We start from the raw sequence: 19,631 nt of genomic DNA on the forward strand, positions 1-19,631 counted from the left end.
ATAAGCAAACTGTGTCATTCAAGATACAGTTTGCTTTATTGTTGGTGCTTGGCATTTGGTATACCATTTAACTTGCGTCTTAGGTGTCTATAGAATTATAATTGCCTTAACTGGCAGTATAAACATAAGGGGAGAAGGAAAGTGGCGTATCATTTTTCACCCATTAAGTTGGATGATAAAGGTCATATAAGAGATTCGGTGTTTGCGATTTTGAGGAATGCAATCTTAGATAAGAAACTAGAACCGGGTCAGAAATTGGTAGAACGTACTATAGCTGAACAACTGGGGATTAGCAGAACTCCTGTTCGCGAGGCAATTAACCAGCTTGTCCTAGAAAGGTTGGTAACACATATCCCCCGTAAAGGGGTTGTAGTTTCAGGTTTCTCCAAAGCAGATATTATTGAGATTCTCGCTATAAGGACTTCTTTAGAAGCGCTTATTTGTAGTATTGCAGCTACAAAGATTAAACCCCGGGATTTAAAACGATTAGAATCTTTAGCAAAGCAAATTACGGAAGAACATGGTAAGGGTAATTACAAAAAATCCAACCAATTGAATGATAAATTTCATGAGATAATTTATAAAGCGGCTGAGAGTCCAAGGGTTTACAGTTTTCTTTATACTTTGCACGAGTATATTACCAAGTTCACTCAAGTGGCATATTCAAAACCTGGTCGATCTGAAGAAGTATGGGTGGAACATAATGAAATTATTGAGGCTCTAAGCAGACATGATAGTTCTCAGGCTGAGGTCGTAGCGAAAAGACATGCTGAGAATTCGAGTAAAGCATTTCTAAAAATGGCTTACTGGGAAAAAGATTAGTTGATCCAATTATGCGTATAAACCCTCTAGGAAAATTGTGCTTAGAAGTTGTTTTAGAATAGTTAAATTAAATTATGCCTGGATAATTTGGTATACAAAAATTAATGATTTGGTATACCAAACCTATTGAATTTGAGAAGTTGAGGTAATATACTTACCTTAAGAAAGCTCATGATATCTGTCTGTGAGAGATTTAAGACTAGACCGAAGAAAGAAGGGGGAGCACAATGTTATCACAACTTTGGGATCTTTTAATTGCCTTTGCCAGAGCCAGCAACTTGGGCTTCGGAGGCGGTCCGGCAGTCATTCCACTTATTAAAATCGAAGTCGTGGAAAGGTACCACTGGATGACTAATTCGGAATTCACGGACGCTCTTGCCGTTGGAAATGCATTGCCGGGACCGATCGCTACAAAACTGGCAGGTTATGTTGGTTACCAAGAGGCCGGATGGTTAGGAGCCTTGGTGGCAAATATTGGTGTGATTCTACCGACTTCACTGGCTGTAATTTTGCTGGCCCGTTTCTTGATGAAATATTCCAATTCTCCAGTTTTAAAAGGAATGCTCAAGGGTGTTCGCCCGGTTGTCGTAGTTTTGATAGCTCAAACCGCATTAGATATGGGTATAGGCTCTTTTCCTAACATGACGACTTGGGGGATTGCTTTAGCTACAGTTGTCTCATTATTCTGGTTGAAGCTACACCCTGCCCTAATCATTGTAATTTCTATGATATTTGGATTAGTTGTTTTTCGCTAAATTCTGTTGGTTTAATCTACAGCAATTATTTTACATTGTAACGTAATACTTAGCTAAAAATCTGGAATACAAGGTGGTGCTTTCATGCTTAGAAAACTATGGGACCTATTTATTGGTTTTACTCGTGCTTCAAACTTGGGGTTTGGAGGAGGTCCTTCACTAATACCGCTGGTTAAAGCGGAGGCAGTTGATCGTTATCATTGGATGGATAACCAAGAATTTGCGGATGCACTCGCTATTGGCAATGCGTTGCCAGGACCAATCGCTACAAAAATGGCAGCTTATACCGGTTATAAGGTTGCAGGTTGGTTAGGTGCTTTAGCGGCAACAATTGGGACGGTTGCTCCTACGGTAATAGTAGTAGTTCTTTTGGGAAGTCTGATTATGAAATACTCCCATTCTTCTGAGCTGCAGGCTATGCTTATGGCAGTTCGCCCTGTGGTAGTTGTTCTTGTTGCAGAAACTGCCTATGACATGGGAAAGAGGGCTTTTCCATCAAGCAGTACTTGGGGAGTCGCTGTTGTTACTATAGCCCTGCTATATTTAGTGAATATCCATCCTGCCTTTATTATCGTAGCTTCGATGCTTTTTGGCTGGCTGGTGTATGGAAAAGCGAAAAAGACAAACTAGTAAGTCCAAGCAGTCATAGGGACTTTGACACCCACTTTGAGTGGGTGTTTTGCATATAATTGAAAGTTCCCTTGACTTTAAGCGGAAAACTGGCAAAATTAACATAATAGACCTTTAGCGAAGGGACGTAGAAATAGGGGGGATATTAATGAATGAATGTGTATTTTGCACATTGCCAGCCGAAGTTAATCTTGTTGAGAACGACCTTGTGCGGGCATTTTATGACAAATACCCTGTAAGTGAAGGACATGTGTTAATCGTTCCCAAAAATCATGCTTCAAGTTTCTTTGATGCTACTGCTGAGGAAATGGCAAGTGTCGGTGAACTCCTTAAGAGAGTAAAAGACTTGTTAGATGAGCGCTTTCAGCCTGATGGTTATAATATTGGAGCAAATATAGGAAGTACGGCGGGACAAACCGTGTTTCATTGGCATATACATGTAATCCCTAGATATAATGGAGATATTGGTACTGTGAGGTGGCATACATAAAATGGTTAATCGTGAAAGATTGTTGGCAGAGTTTTTCGAACTCATAAAAATTGATTCTCCAACTAAGAATGAACGCCAAATAGCCGATATACTTAAAAGTCGCCTGGTTGGTTTAGGTATGGAAGTAACTGAAGATGAGGCAGGTCAAAAATTTGGAGGCAACTGCGGCAATGTCTTGGCCTACCTAAAGGGTAATCTGCCAAAAGCACCAGTGATTTTGTTGTCTGCCCATATGGACACAGTGGCTCCCTGCCTTAACATTAAGCCCATAATGAAAGATGGACTAATCAGCTCAGCCGGAGCAACAATCTTAGGAGCCGATGACAAATCTGGGATAGCGCCTATTTTGGAAGTTCTAAGGATGATCCAAGAGCAAAATATTCCCCATGGCGATATTCAGGTTATTTTTAGTGTTGCTGAAGAAGGGGGGCTCAACGGGGCCAAATATTTGGATAGAACCCTCTTGAAAGCTGACCTGGGATTTGTCATGGATTGTGTCGGAGGGCCGGGAGAAATAGTTCTTGCAGCTCCAGGGCAAGATCGTATTAATGTGGTAATCAAAGGAAGATCTGCTCATGCTGGTTTTGCTCCTGAAGAGGGGATAAGCTCAATCGTAGTTGCTGCTAAGGCCATCGCTGGCATGACTACTGGCAGGATCGATGAGGAAACAACAGCGAATATTGGAACTATTGAGGGTGGCAGAGCAACGAATATAGTTCCAGACGAAGTGGTTATTACCTGTGAAGCTAGAAGTAGAGACCTGACAAAGTTAGAGATCCAAACTAATAGAATGTGTAATACCTTTCAACGTTGCGCCGAAGAAATGGGTGCTGTTGCTGAAATTGAAGTTATCCGATTATATGAACCATTTACATTAACTGAGGAATCTCAAGTAGTGGTTATAGCCAGTCAGGCTGCTAAGTCTGCAGGATTAAAAGTCGTCACGGGGGTAACGGGTGGCGGCAGTGATGCTAATTACTATAACCGTTATGGTGTACCTTGTGCTGTTTTAGGGACGGGGATGCAAAAGCCTCATACCACCGAGGAGTCAATTAAAGAAGAAGATTTGTATAGAACAGCGGATCTGCTGATTGAAATTATTAAGATTGTGGGAACTACTGAAAAGTCCTAGAATAAATGTTTAATATAAATGCGATATTAGTTTTAGAGAGATGAAAATTAACTATTTGAAATCAAAAGGTTTACTGACAAAAAGGCTTATCCTTGATAGGCCTTTTTGTTTTGGAATAAAACAGGATTATTCGGGTTATTTGATTTGAAATATGTCCTAACTGTTTTCCGCACTGAAAGGAAGAAATGAGGAGAAAATTCAACGGGGAATATCCTTGAGTTTCATTCGGATTTTATAATTTATGACACTCATCTTGGATAGAATAACAAAAACAGAAAGAAGGTGAGTAATTTGAATAAAGAATATAGTATAGATGCTTATTCAGAGCGTCGGGCTGAACGTGAGTGGATGGTTCATACGCAGCTCGTAAGTCGAGACATAACAGATGAGACTGTTATTAATAGCATGTCTTTGGTTCCAAGGCACAAATTTGTCAGAGAGGATAAACAAGACTTAGCCTATTATGATACTCCACTGGAAATAGATTCTGGACAGACAATTAGTCAGCCGTATATGGTTGCTCTGATGGCTCAGGCCTTAAGCTTAAAAGCAAGTGACCGAGTTTTGGAAATAGGAACCGGTTCTGGTTATTCAGCAGCGATTTTATCTCGAATTGCCTTGAGGGTTTATACAATAGAACGACATCAAGTACTTGCTAGCTTGGCGGAGGAACGATTTAGAAAACAAGGGTATAAAAATATTGAAGTAAGAGTTGGGGATGGAACTCTGGGGTGGCAAGAGAAGGCACCCTTTGATGCAATCTTAGTTACTGCAGGAGGGCCTGTTATTCCGGATCCTTTACTGGATCAACTAGCTGTCGGAGGCCGCTTGGTGATTCCGGTTGGGGAGAGGGGAGAGCAGAGTTTATTGCGTTTAAAGAAAACAATGTCCGGTAAATTGATAACTGAAAATCTGGGAGGAGTGCGTTTTGTTCCGCTAATTGGAATGAGGGGATGGGATGAAAGAATAAAGAATAGTTAGTCCCCCCTCTAGGCTTAAATTTTTGTTATAATGAGGACAGCTTATAAAGTAGATAACTTTAAGGAGATGTTCATTATTATGATTAAGAAGGCCTTGGAGGTATTGCAAAGGTATTTCGGGTTTACTCAATTTCGAGATGGCCAGCAAAAAGTGATTGGAAGTTTACTCCAGGGCTTAGATACTTTAGCCATTATGCCGACAGGAGCGGGAAAGTCACTTGCTTATCAGATACCAGCCCTATTGTTCAAAGGGACGACTCTGGTAATCTCTCCTCTGATTTCTCTAATGAAAGATCAGGTGGATGCCCTTTTACAATATGGAGTTCCCGCGACGTTTATTAATAGTTCACTTTCTCTTAATGAAGTAAGGTCACGAATTGACGGGGTAACACGCGGTAAATATAAGCTTTTGTATATTGCCCCTGAACGATTAGAGTCAGAAAGTTTTCGGGGTCTTTTAGAATCATTGCAGGTTTCTTTCCTTGTGATCGATGAGGCTCATTGTGTTTCCCAGTGGGGCCATGATTTTAGGCCTAGCTACCTTCATTTAGGACCATTCCTTAAGTCCCTCCCCCAAAAACCGATCATTGGGGCTTTTACGGCAACAGCAACTGAGGAAGTTCAGGCAGATATTGTCCGATTATTAGAGCTAGACAAACCTAGCATATTTGTTACAGGATTTGATCGTCCAAATCTGATGTTCTCTACCTTTAGAGGAGAAAACAAGAAGGAATTTGTGCTTGGTTATACCAAAGCGCATGTTAACCAACCTGGGATTATTTATGCCGCGACACGCAAAGAGGTGGATAATCTTCAAAGCTTTTTGACAAGAAGCGGTTTGAAGGTGGGAAAATATCATGCAGGCATGAGTGACCCAGACCGCCAAAAAACCCAGGAGGATTTCCTCTTTGATGAGATAACCGTTATGGTGGCTACAAACGCCTTTGGAATGGGAATTGACAAATCTAATGTTCGATATGTAATTCACTACAATATGCCTAAAAACATGGAAGCATACTATCAAGAGGCAGGGCGGGCAGGGCGAGATGGAGAACCAGGAGAGTGCCTTTTATTGTTTTCTCCTCAGGATGTTGTATTGCAACGATTCTTAATTGAGCAGACCGTTTTACAACCAGAACGAAAAATGAATGAGTTAAAGAAGCTCCAAGGTATGGTTGATTACTGCCATTCCCCTCGGTGTCTGCGCAAAACAATTCTAGAGTATTTTGGAGAAGAAAATGTACAAGCTAAATGTAACAATTGCAGTAATTGTAATGATGAGCGTGAAATTGTAGACATTACGTTGGAAGCTCAAAAAATATTCTCTTGCATTTATCGAATGCGAGAACGGTTTGGTATAGGAATGGTTGCTGATGTTTTGAAAGGCTCACGAAAAGCTAAGATACGAGAACTTCGCTTTGATGAACTATCAACCTATGGCATTATGCATAATGTTCCCTTGCAAGATATTAAGGATCTCATCAACTATTTAGTTGCAGAGGGGTATTTGCAATTAGCTAATGGAGAATACCCAGTCGTAAAACTTCAGCCTAATGCAGCTTCGGTCTTAAAAGGGGAAGCGAAAGTATCTCGAAAAATAACGCAAAAACCGTCACGTGTTGAAAGCGAAGAGGTTAGTCTGTTTGAAAAACTACGTGAACTCCGCAGAGAACTAGCTATTCGAGAAAACCTCCCCCCGTATTTGATTTTCGCAGACAGTACCTTAAGAGAAATGGCTCAAATTTGTCCAATGGATCACGGGGCAATGATTAGTGTTAGTGGAGTTGGGGAACGGAAATTAGAAAAATACGGGAACGAATTTTTGGAAGTGATCAAGAGGTTCTTAGAAAATGCAGCAATTGATAAGAAAGAAAACTCTTCTGAAAAATGTGTTAGCGCTAAGTGTTTGGCTCAACAAGATAAGACTGGCCCTGAGGTCATTGCTAATTCAAAGGCCTCCAGTCATCTTCAGACATTTCAAATGTATAAAGAAGGGCATTCTTTGGCAGCTATTGCGAAAATCAGGAAAGTTACTCCCATTACAGTTCAGAATCATTTTGTGCGCTGCAGTATGGATGGACATGCTGTGCCCTGGGATGATTTTATCCCTAAAGAACAAGAAGTGCATATCTTAGAAGCAATCCGACAAGTAGGCGGAGAAAAGTTACGACCTATCAAAGATCTCCTTCCTGATGAGGTGGAGTGGTTTACAATTCGGGCAGTCTTAGAAAAGTATAAAATAATTGATAGCAAAGAATAGGCGGGAGAGATTTCATTTGGGTTAATTCGACATTGTTTATTATCAACGTCTCTGCTCCATTAAGGTAGTGGGTTCTTGAAAACAGTAATAAATGTCGAAAAAAGCGTTGACCCTTACTTCTAAATATGGTAGTATAACTAATGTCGCTCACGAGAGTTAAATTTTAGGTGAGGAGACAGTGAAAAAAGAGAGAAAATACTTGTTGACAGCGATTGCTGAAAATGGTATTATAACTGAGTGCCACAACGAAGGGTTATCAACAACGGGTAAGCTCGTAATTGTAACTCCAAACAATGGTGCTAACAACGTATGTTGGGAGTGCTGGTTATAAGTTATGGCCAAATCCATGGTCTTTGAAAACTAAACAACAAGGACAGCCAATGAGAGAAACTCTTAGGAGTTTCAAAATAAATCATGAGTCAATCATCTTCTTCTAATGAGAAGTTTGAAATAACTTTTTTTGGAGAGTTTGATCCTGGCTCAGGACGAACGCTGGCGGCGTGCCTAACACATGCAAGTCGAACGGAGAATTTGATAAGCTTGCTTAGAAAAATTCTTAGTGGCGGACGGGTGAGTAACGCGTGGGTAACCTACCCATAAATCCGGGACAACCCTTGGAAACGAGGGCTAATACCGGATAATCTTAAGTCTTGGCATCAAGACTTAAGGAAAGATGGCCTCTGTATATGCTATCGATTATGGATGGACCCGCGTCTGATTAGCTAGTTGGTGGGGTAAAGGCCTACCAAGGCGACGATCAGTAGCCGGCCTGAGAGGGTGAACGGCCACACTGGGACTGAGACACGGCCCAGACTCCTACGGGAGGCAGCAGTGGGGAATCTTCCGCAATGGACGAAAGTCTGACGGAGCAACGCCGCGTGTATGATGAAGGTCTTCGGATTGTAAAGTACTGTCTTTGGGGAAGAACGGTCGATTTGAGAATATTGAGTCGACATGACGGTACCCAAGGAGGAAGCCCCGGCTAACTACGTGCCAGCAGCCGCGGTAATACGTAGGGGGCAAGCGTTGTCCGGAATTATTGGGCGTAAAGGGCGCGTAGGCGGATTTTTAAGTCCGGTGTGAAAGATCAGGGCTCAACCCTGAGAGTGCATCGGAAACTGGGAATCTTGAGGACAGGAGAGGAAAGTGGAATTCCACGTGTAGCGGTGAAATGCGTAGATATGTGGAGGAACACCGGTGGCGAAGGCGACTTTCTGGACTGTAACTGACGCTGAGGCGCGAAAGCGTGGGGAGCAAACAGGATTAGATACCCTGGTAGTCCACGCCGTAAACGATGAGTGCTAGGTGTAGAGGGTATCGACCCCTTCTGTGCCGCAGTTAACACAATAAGCACTCCGCCTGGGGAGTACGGCCGCAAGGTTGAAACTCAAAGGAATTGACGGGGGCCCGCACAAGCGGTGGAGCATGTGGTTTAATTCGACGCAACGCGAAGAACCTTACCAAGGCTTGACATCCTACGAATCTTTAGGAAACTAGAGAGTGCCCTTCGGGGAGCGTAGAGACAGGTGGTGCATGGTTGTCGTCAGCTCGTGTCGTGAGATGTTGGGTTAAGTCCCGCAACGAGCGCAACCCCTGTATTTAGTTGCTAACAAGTAAGGTTGAGCACTCTAGATAGACTGCCGGTGATAAACCGGAGGAAGGTGGGGATGACGTCAAATCATCATGCCCCTTATGTCTTGGGCTACACACGTGCTACAATGGCCGGTACAGACGGAAGCGAAGCCGCGAGGTGAAGCAAATCCGAGAAAGCCGGTCTCAGTTCGGATTGCAGGCTGCAACTCGCCTGCATGAAGTCGGAATCGCTAGTAATCGCAGGTCAGCATACTGCGGTGAATACGTTCCCGGGCCTTGTACACACCGCCCGTCACACCACGAAAGTCTGCAACACCCGAAGCCGGTGAGGTAACCCGCAAGGGAGCTAGCCGTCGAAGGTGGGGCCGATAATTGGGGTGAAGTCGTAACAAGGTAGCCGTATCGGAAGGTGCGGCTGGATCACCTCCTTTCTAAGGAGAACGGTTTAGAGCTTAGGCTTTAGACGAACATCCTATTGGTCGATTCTCACGAAGAACATCGGTTGAAAGACTTAAGTTCGACGAGAGATCAATAACGAGTCGCAAGACTCACGCCGAGGGATCGGCAACTCATTGGAAACAGCTGTTGTTTAGTTTTGAGAGACCAGGAAACATCGAAGGAATTCGATGAATTATGGAACCTCACTCACAAAGGATTGAGGAAAGGCAGTTATGCTTGACTAATATCCTATATTTTTGACTGTTCTTTGAAAACTGCATAGAGAAAACTAGTAAAGTCGAACGAATTCACATCAATACGAAAGTATTGAGTAAACCTAAAAGTAGCGACCAATAGGTCAAGCTATTAAGGGCGTACGGTGGATGCCTAGGCGCTAAGAGTCGAAGAAGGGCGCGGTTAACAGCGAAATGCCATGGGGAGTCGTAAGCAGGCTTTGATCCATGGATACCCGAATGGGGCAACCCAACCGGAGTCATGTCCGGTTATCCTCAACTGAATACATAGGTTGAAGAAGACAACCCGGGGAACTGAAACATCTAAGTACCCGGAGGAAAAGAAAGAATCATCGATTCCCTGAGTAGCGGCGAGCGAAACGGGAAGAGCCCAAACCGAATCCTTCGGGATTCGGGGTTGTAGGACCCTCTTTTAAGAATGAATCTCTAGCTGAAGAAGACTGGAAAGTCTCGGCAAAGAAGGTAACACCCCTGTAAACGAAAGGGAGACATTCTGTGAGGGAATCCTGAGTACCGCGGGACACGTGAAACCCCGTGGGAAGCAGGGAGGACCACCTCCCAAGGCTAAATACTACTTAGCGACCGATAGCGAACCAGTACCGTGAGGGAAAGGTGAAAAGCACCTCGGAAGAGGAGTGAAAAAGAACCTGAAACCGTACGCTTACAAGCAGTTACAGCACAGTTATGTGTAGTAGCGTGCCTTTTGTAGAATGAACCGGCGAGTTACGGTATGTAGCAAGGTTAAGGTGAGAAGCCGGAGCCGAAGCGAAAGCGAGTCTGAAGAGGGCGCAAGTTACATGCTGTAGACCCGAAACCGTGTGATCTACCCATGGCCAGGGTGAAGGTGGGGTAAAACCCACTGGAGGCCCGAACTCACTGTCGTTGAAAAGGCAGGGGATGAGCTGTGGGTAGGGGTGAAATGCCAATCGAACACGGAGATAGCTGGTTCTCCCCGAAATAGCTTTAGGGCTAGCCTCAATTGATGATCGATGGCGGTAGAGCACTGAATAGGCTAGGGGCCTTACCAGGTTACCGAACCTTATCAAACTCCGAATGCCATCAGATTTAGATTGGGAGTCAGACTGTGGGGGATAAGCTTCATAGTCGAAAGGGAAACAGCCCAGACCATCAGCTAAGGTCCCCAAGTATACACTAAGTGGGAAAGGATGTGGAATTGCACAGACAACCAGGATGTTGGCTCAGAAGCAGCCACCATTTAAAGAGTGCGTAATAGCTCACTGGTCGAGTGGTTCTGCGCCGAAAATGTAACGGGGCTCAAGTGTATCACCGAAGCTATGGCTTGCAAGAATACTTGCAGGGGTAGGGGAGCGTTCTATCAGCCGAGAAGTCAGACTGTAAGGTCTGGTGGAGTGGATAGAAGTGAGAATGCCGGTATGAGTATGCGAAAAGGAAGGTGAGAATCCTTCCCGCCGAAAATCTAAGGATTCCTGGGGAAGGCTCGTCCGCCCAGGGTAAGTCGGGACCTAAGCCGAGGCCGAAAGGCGTAGGTGATGGACAACTGGTTGAGATTCCAGTACCACCTAGAAATGTTTGAGCAATGGGGTGACACAGAAGGATAGGTTAAGCGTGCCGTTGGTTGAGCACGCCCAAGCGAGTAGGAGGTAGGGTAGGCAAATCCGCCCTGCGAAACTCTGAGACGTGATGGGGAGCGAAAATTAGTAGCGAAGTAACCGACTCCAAGCTGTCAAGAAAAACCTCTAGTGAGTGACTAGGTGCCCGTACCGTAAACCGACACAGGTAGATGGGGTGAGAATCCTAAGGCGCGCGAGAAAACCCTCGTTAAGGAACTCGGCAAAATAGCCCCGTAACTTCGGGAGAAGGGGCGCTCTTAGCAATAAGAGCCGCAGAGAAATGGTCCAGGCGACTGTTTAACAAAAACACAGGTCCCTGCTAATCCGAAAGGAGATGTATAGGGGCTGACACCTGCCCGGTGCTGGAAGGTTAAGAGGAGAGGTTAGGGGCAACCCGAAGCTTTGAATTGAAGCCCCAGTAAACGGCGGCCGTAACTATAACGGTCCTAAGGTAGCGAAATTCCTTGTCAGGTAAGTTCTGACCCGCACGAAAGGTGTAACGATCTGGACACTGTCTCAACGAGGGACTCGGCGAAATTGTAATACCCGTGAAGATGCGGGTTACCTGCGACAGGACAGAAAGACCCCATGGAGCTTTACTGTAGCTTGACATTGGATTTTGGTATAAAATGTACAGGATAGGTGGGAGACTAAGAAGCTAGGGCGCCAGCCTTGGTGGAGTCAACGGTGGGATACCACTCTTTTTGTACTGAAATTCTAACTAGGTCCCCTGAATCGGGGATTAGGACAGTATCAGGTGGGCAGTTTGACTGGGGCGGTCGCCTCCTAAAGAGTAACGGAGGCGCCCAAAGGTTCCCTCAGCGCGGTTGGAAATCGCGCGAAGAGTGTAAAGGCAAAAGGGAGCTTGACTGCGAGACCTACAAGTCGAGCAGGGACGAAAGTCGGGCTTAGTGATCCGGTGGTACCGAGTGGAAGGGCCATCGCTCAACGGATAAAAGCTACCCTGGGGATAACAGGCTTATCTCCCCCAAGAGTCCATATCGACGGGGAGGTTTGGCACCTCGATGTCGGCTCATCGCATCCTGGGGCTGTAGTAGGTCCCAAGGGTTGGGCTGTTCGCCCATTAAAGCGGTACGTGAGCTGGGTTCAGAACGTCGTGAGACAGTTCGGTCCCTATCCGTCGCAGGCGCAGGAAATTTGAGAGGATCTGTCCCTAGTACGAGAGGACCGGGATGGACGAATCCCTGGTGTACCAGTTGTCTCGCCAGAGGCATAGCTGGGTAGCTATATTCGGAGCGGATAAGCGCTGAAAGCATCTAAGCGCGAAACCGACCTCAAGATGAGATTTCCCACAGCGAAAGCTGGTAAGACCCCTGAAAGATGATCAGGTTGATAGGCCAGGTGTGGAAGCACGGTGACGTGTGGAGCTGACTGGTACTAATCGGTCGAGGGCTTGACCTAAATCGAGACGCTAGGTGAGTGGCTCAAATTCTTAGACAATACTAGATAGACTCTGTGCAGTTTTGAGAGAACAGCCTTCGAAAGAAAGCGATATCTCAGACATCTGGTGATTATGCCGGAGGGGTTCCACCCGTTCCCATACCGAACACGGAAGTTAAGACCTCCAGGGCCGATGATACTTGGGGCATAGCCCCTGGGAAAGTAGGTCATCGCCAGGTAAAACAAGCGAAAGACCATCTCTGAATGAGGTGGTCTTTCTTTATGTTCATCCTTCCACCTCATCTGGGGTGTCTTAAATTCGCCCACGTGGGCGAATTTTGGGAGTCGGGGTTACAATAATATCTCTATTAGGTGAATTGGCTAGTTCGAAATTTGCAATTAAATATAGTTTTTAGTCATAAAAAACATGAATAACTCAAAAGATGAGTTAGTGAACAATAAAACATACTTTTCAAAGCTGATTGTGTTAAAATAAGATTAATTGGGGATATACAGTATACAGATGGTCTGGCCATCAGACAATAATAGAAGAACCCAAGTGGTAATTTTCTTAGAGGAGATGAGTTTGTGGTCTTTACGCTAAGCAATCAAATTGCGAATAAGATAGTTGATTTTATTCATGAGCAAAGCGGGTTTGCTGTTATAGTATGTAATAAATCAGGGATAATCATCGCTGATTCTGCCCAAACAAGAATAGGGGTAGAGCATAAGGGAAGCCATAGAATAATGACTACAAATATTGATAACACTGCCGTTACTAATGAAGAAGCAGTGAATTCCGGAGGTACGCTAAAAGAAGGCTACAATCAAGCCATTAAAGTAGATGGAAGTAAAATTGGCACCTTTGGAATAGCAGGGCCTTTAGATATTGTCACCCCGGTGGCCAAAATTGCTGCTGGTATGGTTGTGATGATGATGAGAGATGAAGAATTAAAAGAAATTATTCGAGACCAAGTAAAAGCTTTAAGTTTAGCAATAGAAAAGGCGGTGAGTGCAGTACAACAAACCGCTGCCTCTGCTCAAGAAGTGGCTTCTATTAGTCAAGTTATTGCGACTGAAGCACGTGAGGGTGAAAACTACCTTCAATCTACTGCAGATATTTTAGGCTTTATTCGTAAAGTAGCCAAACAAACTAATCTATTGGGTTTAAACGCCGCTATTGAGGCAGCCCGGGCCGGGGAAAATGGCCGTGGCTTTTCCGTAGTAGCAGGTGAAGTTCGAAAATTAGCAGATGAAAGTAATCAGTCGGCCAACGAAATCAGTGCCTTACTATTAGAATTTCGCTCTATTATTGAAAGAATCTCTGAAAGTTCATTGCGAAACAGTGCTATTACAAGAGAACAAGCACAGGCAAATCAAGAAATTGCTGTATTAGTAGAAGGGTTACAAGAAGTGAGCGGAGAGTTAAATTCGCTTGCTTTAAGTTTATAGACAAATGTTCCTTTGTACATTACTTTGAGCCAATGCTTCCGATGGGATATAATAGAATCTATCGTGCTATAAAATGATTATATCTGACAACCAAAGAAAGCTCTAAATAACAAAAGGGACACGTTTTTCAACGCGTCCCTTTTGCTAGATTAGTTAGGTTTTTCTACCCAGATATTAGTCTATAACATCGGCCCCTTGTTCGGCCATTTCTTTTTCTGCAAAGGTAATCATTTTTTTAACCATATTTCCCCCGATTTGACCTACTTCTCGAGTGGTCATATTGGCAAACCCTTTTTCTTCTATATCGTCATCTAAATTTAGTTCTTCAGCTACTTCCCACTTAAGCTGATCCAACTGGCTTTCGGATTCTGGAACTTCAGGTGTGTTTCGACTCATATTGACCATCCTCCTTCTCAGTTGTATTTGAAATCATTATTATATTAACCATTAAGAACTTTTTTATCCGTACAGTACATACATATTAAATTTATTTGATAGCAAACTAAGTCAAGCTCAGGAAAAAGGTACCATAATTTAAATTACAATAACCAGTACTTTAAAAGGAAAAATAATCCTTCTGTCGAATCTAAGATGTTATAAAGATATTTATTATAATTATATTATCTTCCAGGAATTATTGGCTAGCTAGCCATGGAACATAAAAATACGTTTAACCACCCCTTTAATAGAAAATGGCTTGAAAAGTAGATAAACTTGAATTAATGAAATTTATTGAAAGGATCGGTTAAGTTTTTCAAGTTTTGCTTAACTAAAGAAATAATATGCATGAAATGTCTTTAATGGGGGGAGTATTTGAAGTCATCGAACAAACTATCTCCCAGCATAACGTAAAAAAGGTGATTCAAGTTAAACTAAAGGTCGGGGAACTCACTAATGCAGAACCTGATGCCCTTCAAATGGCCTTCGAGGCTTATTCTAAGGATACTATAGCTGAAGGTGCAGAGTTGATTATAGAGCGTGTACGCGTAATTGCTCGGTGCTCAAATTGTCAGAAGGAATTTTCAGTAAAGAGTATGTTTTTTCTGTGCCCCAATTGTGAAAACTCAAATATCAAAATAATTTGTGGTGAAGAATTATTATTAGAAAGCCTGGAGGTGGAATAATGGAATTAGGCCGTCGTGAAATTGAGGTAATGGCTAATCTACTTAACTCAAATGATACACAGGCAGAGAAAAATCGTGCGCATTTCAGAAAGAATAATTGTTTAGCAATTAATATGATTGGCTCACCGGGAGCAGGAAAGACTTCACTGTTAGAAAAGTCGTTACCCCTCTTAACGAGAAATTTGTGTGTCGGTGTAATAGAGGGGGATATATTTACTAGTAAAGATGCAGATCGCATAGCTATTTACGAGGTACCTGTGATACAGATCAATACCGGCGGAGGCTGTCATCTTGATAGTAAAATGGTCAACAAAGTTTTACCTGACTTTGATTGGACTGCTATGGATCTGATGATCATCGAAAATGTCGGAAACCTAGTTTGTCCGGCAGATTTTGATTTAGGGGAACAATTTAAGGTCATAGTTCTTAGCATTGTTGAAGGGGATGATAAGCCCTCAAAATACCCCGTTATTTTTCGCAATGCTAAGGCTGTTATTCTAAACAAAATGGATCTTGAAAAGCTTACAGATGTTAATATGGAATCAATGAAACGGGATATTCTAGCCATAAATCCAGAGATAAGAATTTTTGAAGTATCTTGTCGTAACGGAGACGGCTTAAATGATTGGATAAACTGGCTAAGTCAACAAGTTAATGATTATCAGGAACATAAGAATTAGACTACATCGTAATGATATTCCGCATATGGGTAATTTCAACAAATAAGAGCCTTTCACTTAGCTTTAACCCAGTTAAAGTAGGTGAAAGGCTCTTATTTTTAAGTTGCAGTGAATTTTCCTTCGTAACGAATAGAGTCTATCTCTTTAAGAACTAATTCTTTCAAGCGAGGAAATAGTGCTTCAATATCGGCACTTATTTCTAACCCCCACTCCAAACTTTTTGGTTGGATACCGAAAATTAAGGTTTGTGGGGCATGCCCTAATACATTAGCCAGAGTCAGTACTTCGACAATCCCAATTTGATGAAAGGATACTTCATATTGCTCTGGGATTACTTGGAGATCACCGGGATGAAAGCGGAACAATGCTCCAGGTTCAGCATTAGCATTAAACGCATCTATGATAATGAGAAAGTCTACATCCAGAATTAGATGAACAAGTTCAAGTCCCGCCGTGCCCCCCTCAAGCAGTTCTACATTGTCGGGGAGCTTATCTTTTGCAAATACGTCTAAAAACCGAACTCCTAATCCCTCGTCAGACAAGAGGATATTTCCTACCCCCATCACCATAATTTTTGGCGATTGCATAGCTATGCGCTTTTCTCCTTTCGTTTCTTACCAAAAAACATAAACAGAAATTGCTCATAGGCGGATGTGAAAACTAGATAAAGATGAACAGCGATTACAGCCATAAATAACCACATGAAGAGGTAATGGATTCCGCGAACGGCTGCTAAACCTCCAAAATATCCTGCTGCATTAGCTAATTCCACAGGCTTGTAAAGGATAAACCCTGTAACCGCTTGAACCACAGCCATGATAGGCAAGGCAATATAGGCCGTTTTTTGGAGAGGGTTATATTTTCCGGTTTCAGGGTGTTTGCCAATAAATAAATAGTACTTTATTTGTGGCCAAAATGTTTTAATGTCCTGTGAGTTGATCAGAAATGTATCATAGTCTTTATTTTTGCCAAAAAAGGAGTAATAGAAACGGACAATTCCGTTAATAATTAATAGATACATAAAAATGAAGTGTAAATTCCGCATGAGGTTCATAGGCATCCCTGGGTAAGGGGAATGAATGAACCAACCTGTAATAGTTAATATAAAGAAATTGATTAAATTGATCCAGTGGCTAACGCGTTGAAACAATGGGTGGTCTAAGTCTAATTGGCTAGACATGTCCTTCCCTCCTTTATTACCAGCCGATCTGGAATTTTTTAATATTGTTTGTTTCCGGATGGATGAGATGGATCGCACAAGCCAGACAAGGGTCATAAGAGCGTACTACTCGGACAATGTTGACTGGATTCTCAAGGTCGGGAACCGGGACGCCTATTAGTGCTTCCTCCACTGGACCACGGACCCCTTTATCATCTCTTGGAGAAAAATTCCAAGTAGTCGGAACGACCATTTGATAGTTCTCAATCTTATGATCCCCTACTTTGATAAAGTGACCCAGAGAACCGCGAGGGACTTCTGTCATACCTGCACCTTGTCCTGTGGCCGGAGCCTCCCAATGATCAGTATCATGAATGCGGAAATTTTTAGATCCCATTTCCTTCTCTAAGGCATCTAACCAATTGAACATATCTTTAGCCATCAGGAGAGTTTCATAGGCTCGGGCAGCATGACGTGCGACAGCACCGGGCTTTATACCATACTTAGCGATAATATCCATAAGACCTTTAGGCTGCATTACAAGCATACGAGCGAGAGGGCCAACCTCAATAGGTTTACCATCATAGCGGGGCGCTTTAACAAAGGTATAAGCTCCTTTTTTATCAAGATCCGGAATTGTATCCTCTGTGTAGGGTGTTTTACCCATAGCGCTTGCCTTATACCAAGAATACTGAACGTCTTCTGTAATTTTAGACTCATCTACAGGAATGATTTTGCTTAAATTACCATCCATAATGACTCCGGCTTTGAAGAACATATCTTTACCGGCATCGTCACGGGCAAATCCGCCATAAGACAGATAGTTTGGACTTCCTCCTCCGACACCTGCCTGAGCTAAGGGCAGAAGTGGGCCGGTACCAAATGTTAATACGTCTTGTAAATAGGTTTTTTCAATAAAATCGAGCTGCTCATAAAGCATGGAGCGGAATTGCTCTACCACTTGAATACTTGGAAGCATTGTTACCCCACCGACGACAATAGAGGATTGATGGGGTTGTTTTCCAGCAAACAGTGCCGACATCTTCTTAGCCTTTGCTTGCATCTCAAGGGCTTTAAGGTAGTGGGCAACAGCCGTGGTCACTAACTCTGGATCATTAACGCTAAAATCATCTGGTTTATAGCGTGGAGTAAGGGGGGCTGTATCTCCGGCAGTCACAAGTTTGACAATTTTATCTTTCACTGCCAGAAGACCTGGATCTTTACCCTGGTATTGAGCGACTGCCATGACATCTAAGTAGTCCAGGGCACTTAGATGGTAGAAATGCAGAGGATGGTCATGGAGGTACATGGCTCCAATAATTAGATTTCGGATAAGCCGACCTCCGGCGGGGACATTTGCCCCGTAAGCTTTGTCTAAGGCCAGTGAAGATGCCCAACCATGGGAACCTGCACAAACGCCACATACACGCTCGGTAACAAAGGTGGCATCACGGGGGTCACGGCCACGGAGCATTGCCTCAATTCCACGGTACATTGTTCCTATGATATGAGCGTCAACAACTTTTCCATTTTCAACCTCAACTTCAACTCTTAAATGTCCTTCAATACGTGTTAAAGGATCGATTACTACTTTCGCCATTACATGTCCTCCTTATGATCCTTGTTGCCCAATCTTCCGCTTGCTGCTGTGGCAATTAAATGTGCTCCCAGTCCTATTGCCGCGGCCCCGCCAACAACGAACCCTACGGTATCAGCGTCAACATGGCCAATTCCCGGCAGCTTAAAGATCTCTTGTTTAGCATATAAAGGACTAAATCCATTATAAAAGTCTTTTTCTGAACATCCGGAACATGGAGATCCTGCATTAATGCAGAAGTTGGCATTGTCGTTCCACCATACTTGTGCACAGTCAGTGTATGTTTTTGGACCTTTGCAGCCCTTTAAGATCAGGCAATACTCCTTTTGAATCGGATCATTCCAGTCTGTAAGGTAGTTTCCGTTTTCAAAGTGACCGCGTCGAGGACAGTTGTCATGCAGTAAAGAGCCATAGTAAGCTATCGGACGATTTTGGGAATCCAGGGCTGGTGCCTTTTGGTAGGTTAGGTAATATAGAATAGTGCCAATTAAAGTTGTAGGTTTAACTGGGCAACAGGGAAGATTTATGACCGGCTTGTTAATTCCCTCGTTTCTGAGAAGCTCTGCTACCCCTACGGCACCTGTGGCACAGGCACCTGGGATACCGGCACCTTCAGAAGCGCAGCTTCCAATGGCGATAATCACTTGGGCTTTTTGAGCAGCTTCAATAAGTATTTTACGGAATGGTCTTCCACCTACCATGCAGAACCGGTCTTCTTTAGAGGGGCAGGAACCCTCTACAACTAACACGAAATTTTCTTTTAAGGTTGCCTGGTATGCTTCCTCAGATGTATGACCTGATGCAGCCATAATAGTTTCATGATAGCGTATGGATAGCATATCTAGAATGAGTTCAGCGGGTGAAGGATTCAGGGTAGAAATTGCCGATTCCGTACAACCGGTACAATCCATCCCTTCCAACCAGATAACCGGTGGCTTCTTTAGTGCTTGTTCTAACGCACTGGCTGCTTTAGGGACGATAAGCTCGGGTAAGCCTAGGGCTGCTGTTGTTGCTGCAACTAATTTTATGAAATCACGCCGAGAAACCCCTTTGACGTTGAGTAAATCAAAATTACCCATATTTTGCAGAACACCTCCTGATTTTAATTCCAAATGGGATGAGTGCATGAGATTTTTACTATATATGTAAGGTATATTCGCGGGAAGATCTAAGTTTCCTTCATATATAGTGAATATTTTGAAGATTATTAATATTAATTTATTATTTTCTAATCAGAAATTTCTATGATTAGAAATTATCAAAGGAGAGCCT

General features: G+C 43.3%; 15 protein-coding genes and 3 rRNA genes. 13 read left to right on the forward strand and 5 right to left on the reverse strand.

Translation table 11 applies throughout. The annotated features are described in order from the left end of the window. Positions 1-141: 141 nt before the first annotated feature. The 11 genes from DESMER_RS04310 to DESMER_RS24620 all read left to right on the forward strand — a co-directional run bounded on the left by DESMER_RS04310 (position 142) and on the right by DESMER_RS24620 (position 13,799). Complete coding sequence (locus DESMER_RS04310) at positions 142-822, forward strand: GntR family transcriptional regulator (protein ID WP_014901843.1); 681 nt, start codon at positions 142-144, stop codon at positions 820-822. A 227-nt stretch (positions 823-1,049) separates the two neighbouring features. After that, the gene (locus tag DESMER_RS04315; protein ID WP_014901844.1) at positions 1,050-1,577 is read left to right on the forward strand and encodes a chromate transporter; all 528 of its coding nucleotides are present in this window, start codon (positions 1,050-1,052) and stop codon (positions 1,575-1,577) included. An 84-nt stretch (positions 1,578-1,661) separates the two neighbouring features. After that, positions 1,662-2,207 (forward strand): chromate transporter, encoded by a 546-nt coding sequence (locus tag DESMER_RS04320; protein ID WP_014901845.1) that lies wholly within the window; start codon positions 1,662-1,664, stop codon positions 2,205-2,207. A 148-nt stretch (positions 2,208-2,355) separates the two neighbouring features. Further along, positions 2,356-2,697: an HIT family protein gene (locus tag DESMER_RS04325; protein ID WP_014901846.1), complete on the forward strand. Its 342-nt coding sequence runs from the start codon at positions 2,356-2,358 to the stop codon at positions 2,695-2,697. Position 2,698: 1 nt separating this feature from the next. Then, the gene (locus tag DESMER_RS04330) at positions 2,699-3,829 is read left to right on the forward strand and encodes a M20/M25/M40 family metallo-hydrolase (RefSeq protein ID WP_014901847.1); all 1,131 of its coding nucleotides are present in this window, start codon (positions 2,699-2,701) and stop codon (positions 3,827-3,829) included. A 282-nt stretch (positions 3,830-4,111) separates the two neighbouring features. Next, on the forward strand, positions 4,112-4,810 hold the full coding sequence (locus tag DESMER_RS04335; protein ID WP_242831049.1) for a protein-L-isoaspartate(D-aspartate) O-methyltransferase: 699 nt from the start codon (positions 4,112-4,114) through the stop codon (positions 4,808-4,810). Between the two features lie 78 nt (positions 4,811-4,888). Continuing rightward, complete coding sequence (gene recQ, locus DESMER_RS04340) at positions 4,889-7,069, forward strand: DNA helicase RecQ (protein ID WP_014901849.1); 2,181 nt, start codon at positions 4,889-4,891, stop codon at positions 7,067-7,069. A 457-nt stretch (positions 7,070-7,526) separates the two neighbouring features. Then, positions 7,527-9,093, forward strand: a 16S ribosomal RNA gene (locus DESMER_RS04345). A gap of 363 nt (positions 9,094-9,456) precedes the next feature. After that, positions 9,457-12,368 (forward strand): 23S ribosomal RNA (locus tag DESMER_RS04350). A 102-nt stretch (positions 12,369-12,470) separates the two neighbouring features. Further along, positions 12,471-12,586 (forward strand): 5S ribosomal RNA (rrf, locus tag DESMER_RS04355). The 16S, 23S and 5S rRNA genes sit together here, the layout of an rRNA operon. A gap of 349 nt (positions 12,587-12,935) precedes the next feature. After that, the gene (locus DESMER_RS24620; RefSeq protein WP_014901850.1) at positions 12,936-13,799 is read left to right on the forward strand and encodes a methyl-accepting chemotaxis protein; all 864 of its coding nucleotides are present in this window, start codon (positions 12,936-12,938) and stop codon (positions 13,797-13,799) included. A gap of 174 nt (positions 13,800-13,973) precedes the next feature. On the opposite strand, the gene DESMER_RS04365 is transcribed toward DESMER_RS24620, so the two are convergent. Beyond that, the gene (locus DESMER_RS04365; protein WP_014901851.1) at positions 13,974-14,195 is read right to left on the reverse strand and encodes an alpha/beta-type small acid-soluble spore protein; all 222 of its coding nucleotides are present in this window, start codon (positions 14,193-14,195) and stop codon (positions 13,974-13,976) included. Between the two features lie 386 nt (positions 14,196-14,581). Between DESMER_RS04365 and hypA the strand changes: the two genes are divergently transcribed. Together hypA and hypB are read left to right on the forward strand one after the other, a co-directional pair. After that, complete coding sequence (gene hypA / locus DESMER_RS04370) at positions 14,582-14,923, forward strand: hydrogenase maturation nickel metallochaperone HypA (RefSeq protein WP_014901852.1); 342 nt, start codon at positions 14,582-14,584, stop codon at positions 14,921-14,923. Then, positions 14,923-15,603 carry a hydrogenase nickel incorporation protein HypB gene (gene hypB, locus DESMER_RS04375; protein WP_014901853.1) on the forward strand — a complete coding sequence of 227 codons (681 nt, stop codon included), beginning with the start codon at positions 14,923-14,925 and terminating at the stop codon, positions 15,601-15,603. Before hypA ends, hypB begins: the two co-directional genes overlap by 1 nt. Before the next feature lie 98 nt (positions 15,604-15,701). On the opposite strand, the gene DESMER_RS04380 is transcribed toward hypB, so the two are convergent. From DESMER_RS04380 to DESMER_RS04395, 4 genes are read right to left on the reverse strand one after another with little or no spacing between them, the layout of a single operon-like run. Continuing rightward, on the reverse strand, positions 15,702-16,190 hold the full coding sequence (locus DESMER_RS04380; RefSeq protein ID WP_014901854.1) for a HyaD/HybD family hydrogenase maturation endopeptidase: 489 nt from the start codon (positions 16,188-16,190) through the stop codon (positions 15,702-15,704). 2 nt (positions 16,191-16,192) lie between these two features. Next, on the reverse strand, positions 16,193-16,783 hold the full coding sequence (gene cybH / locus DESMER_RS04385) for a Ni/Fe-hydrogenase, b-type cytochrome subunit (protein WP_014901855.1): 591 nt from the start codon (positions 16,781-16,783) through the stop codon (positions 16,193-16,195). 16 nt (positions 16,784-16,799) lie between these two features. After that, positions 16,800-18,362, reverse strand: a complete 1,563-nt coding sequence (locus DESMER_RS04390; protein ID WP_014901856.1) for a nickel-dependent hydrogenase large subunit — start codon at positions 18,360-18,362, stop codon at positions 16,800-16,802. Next, positions 18,362-19,438, reverse strand: a complete 1,077-nt coding sequence (locus tag DESMER_RS04395; protein WP_014901857.1) for a hydrogenase small subunit — start codon at positions 19,436-19,438, stop codon at positions 18,362-18,364. Before DESMER_RS04395 ends, DESMER_RS04390 begins: the two co-directional genes overlap by 1 nt. Positions 19,439-19,631: the final 193 nt, after the last annotated feature.

This window comes from Desulfosporosinus meridiei DSM 13257 (genome assembly GCF_000231385.2).
GTDB lineage: Bacteria > Bacillota > Desulfitobacteriia > Desulfitobacteriales > Desulfitobacteriaceae > Desulfosporosinus > Desulfosporosinus meridiei.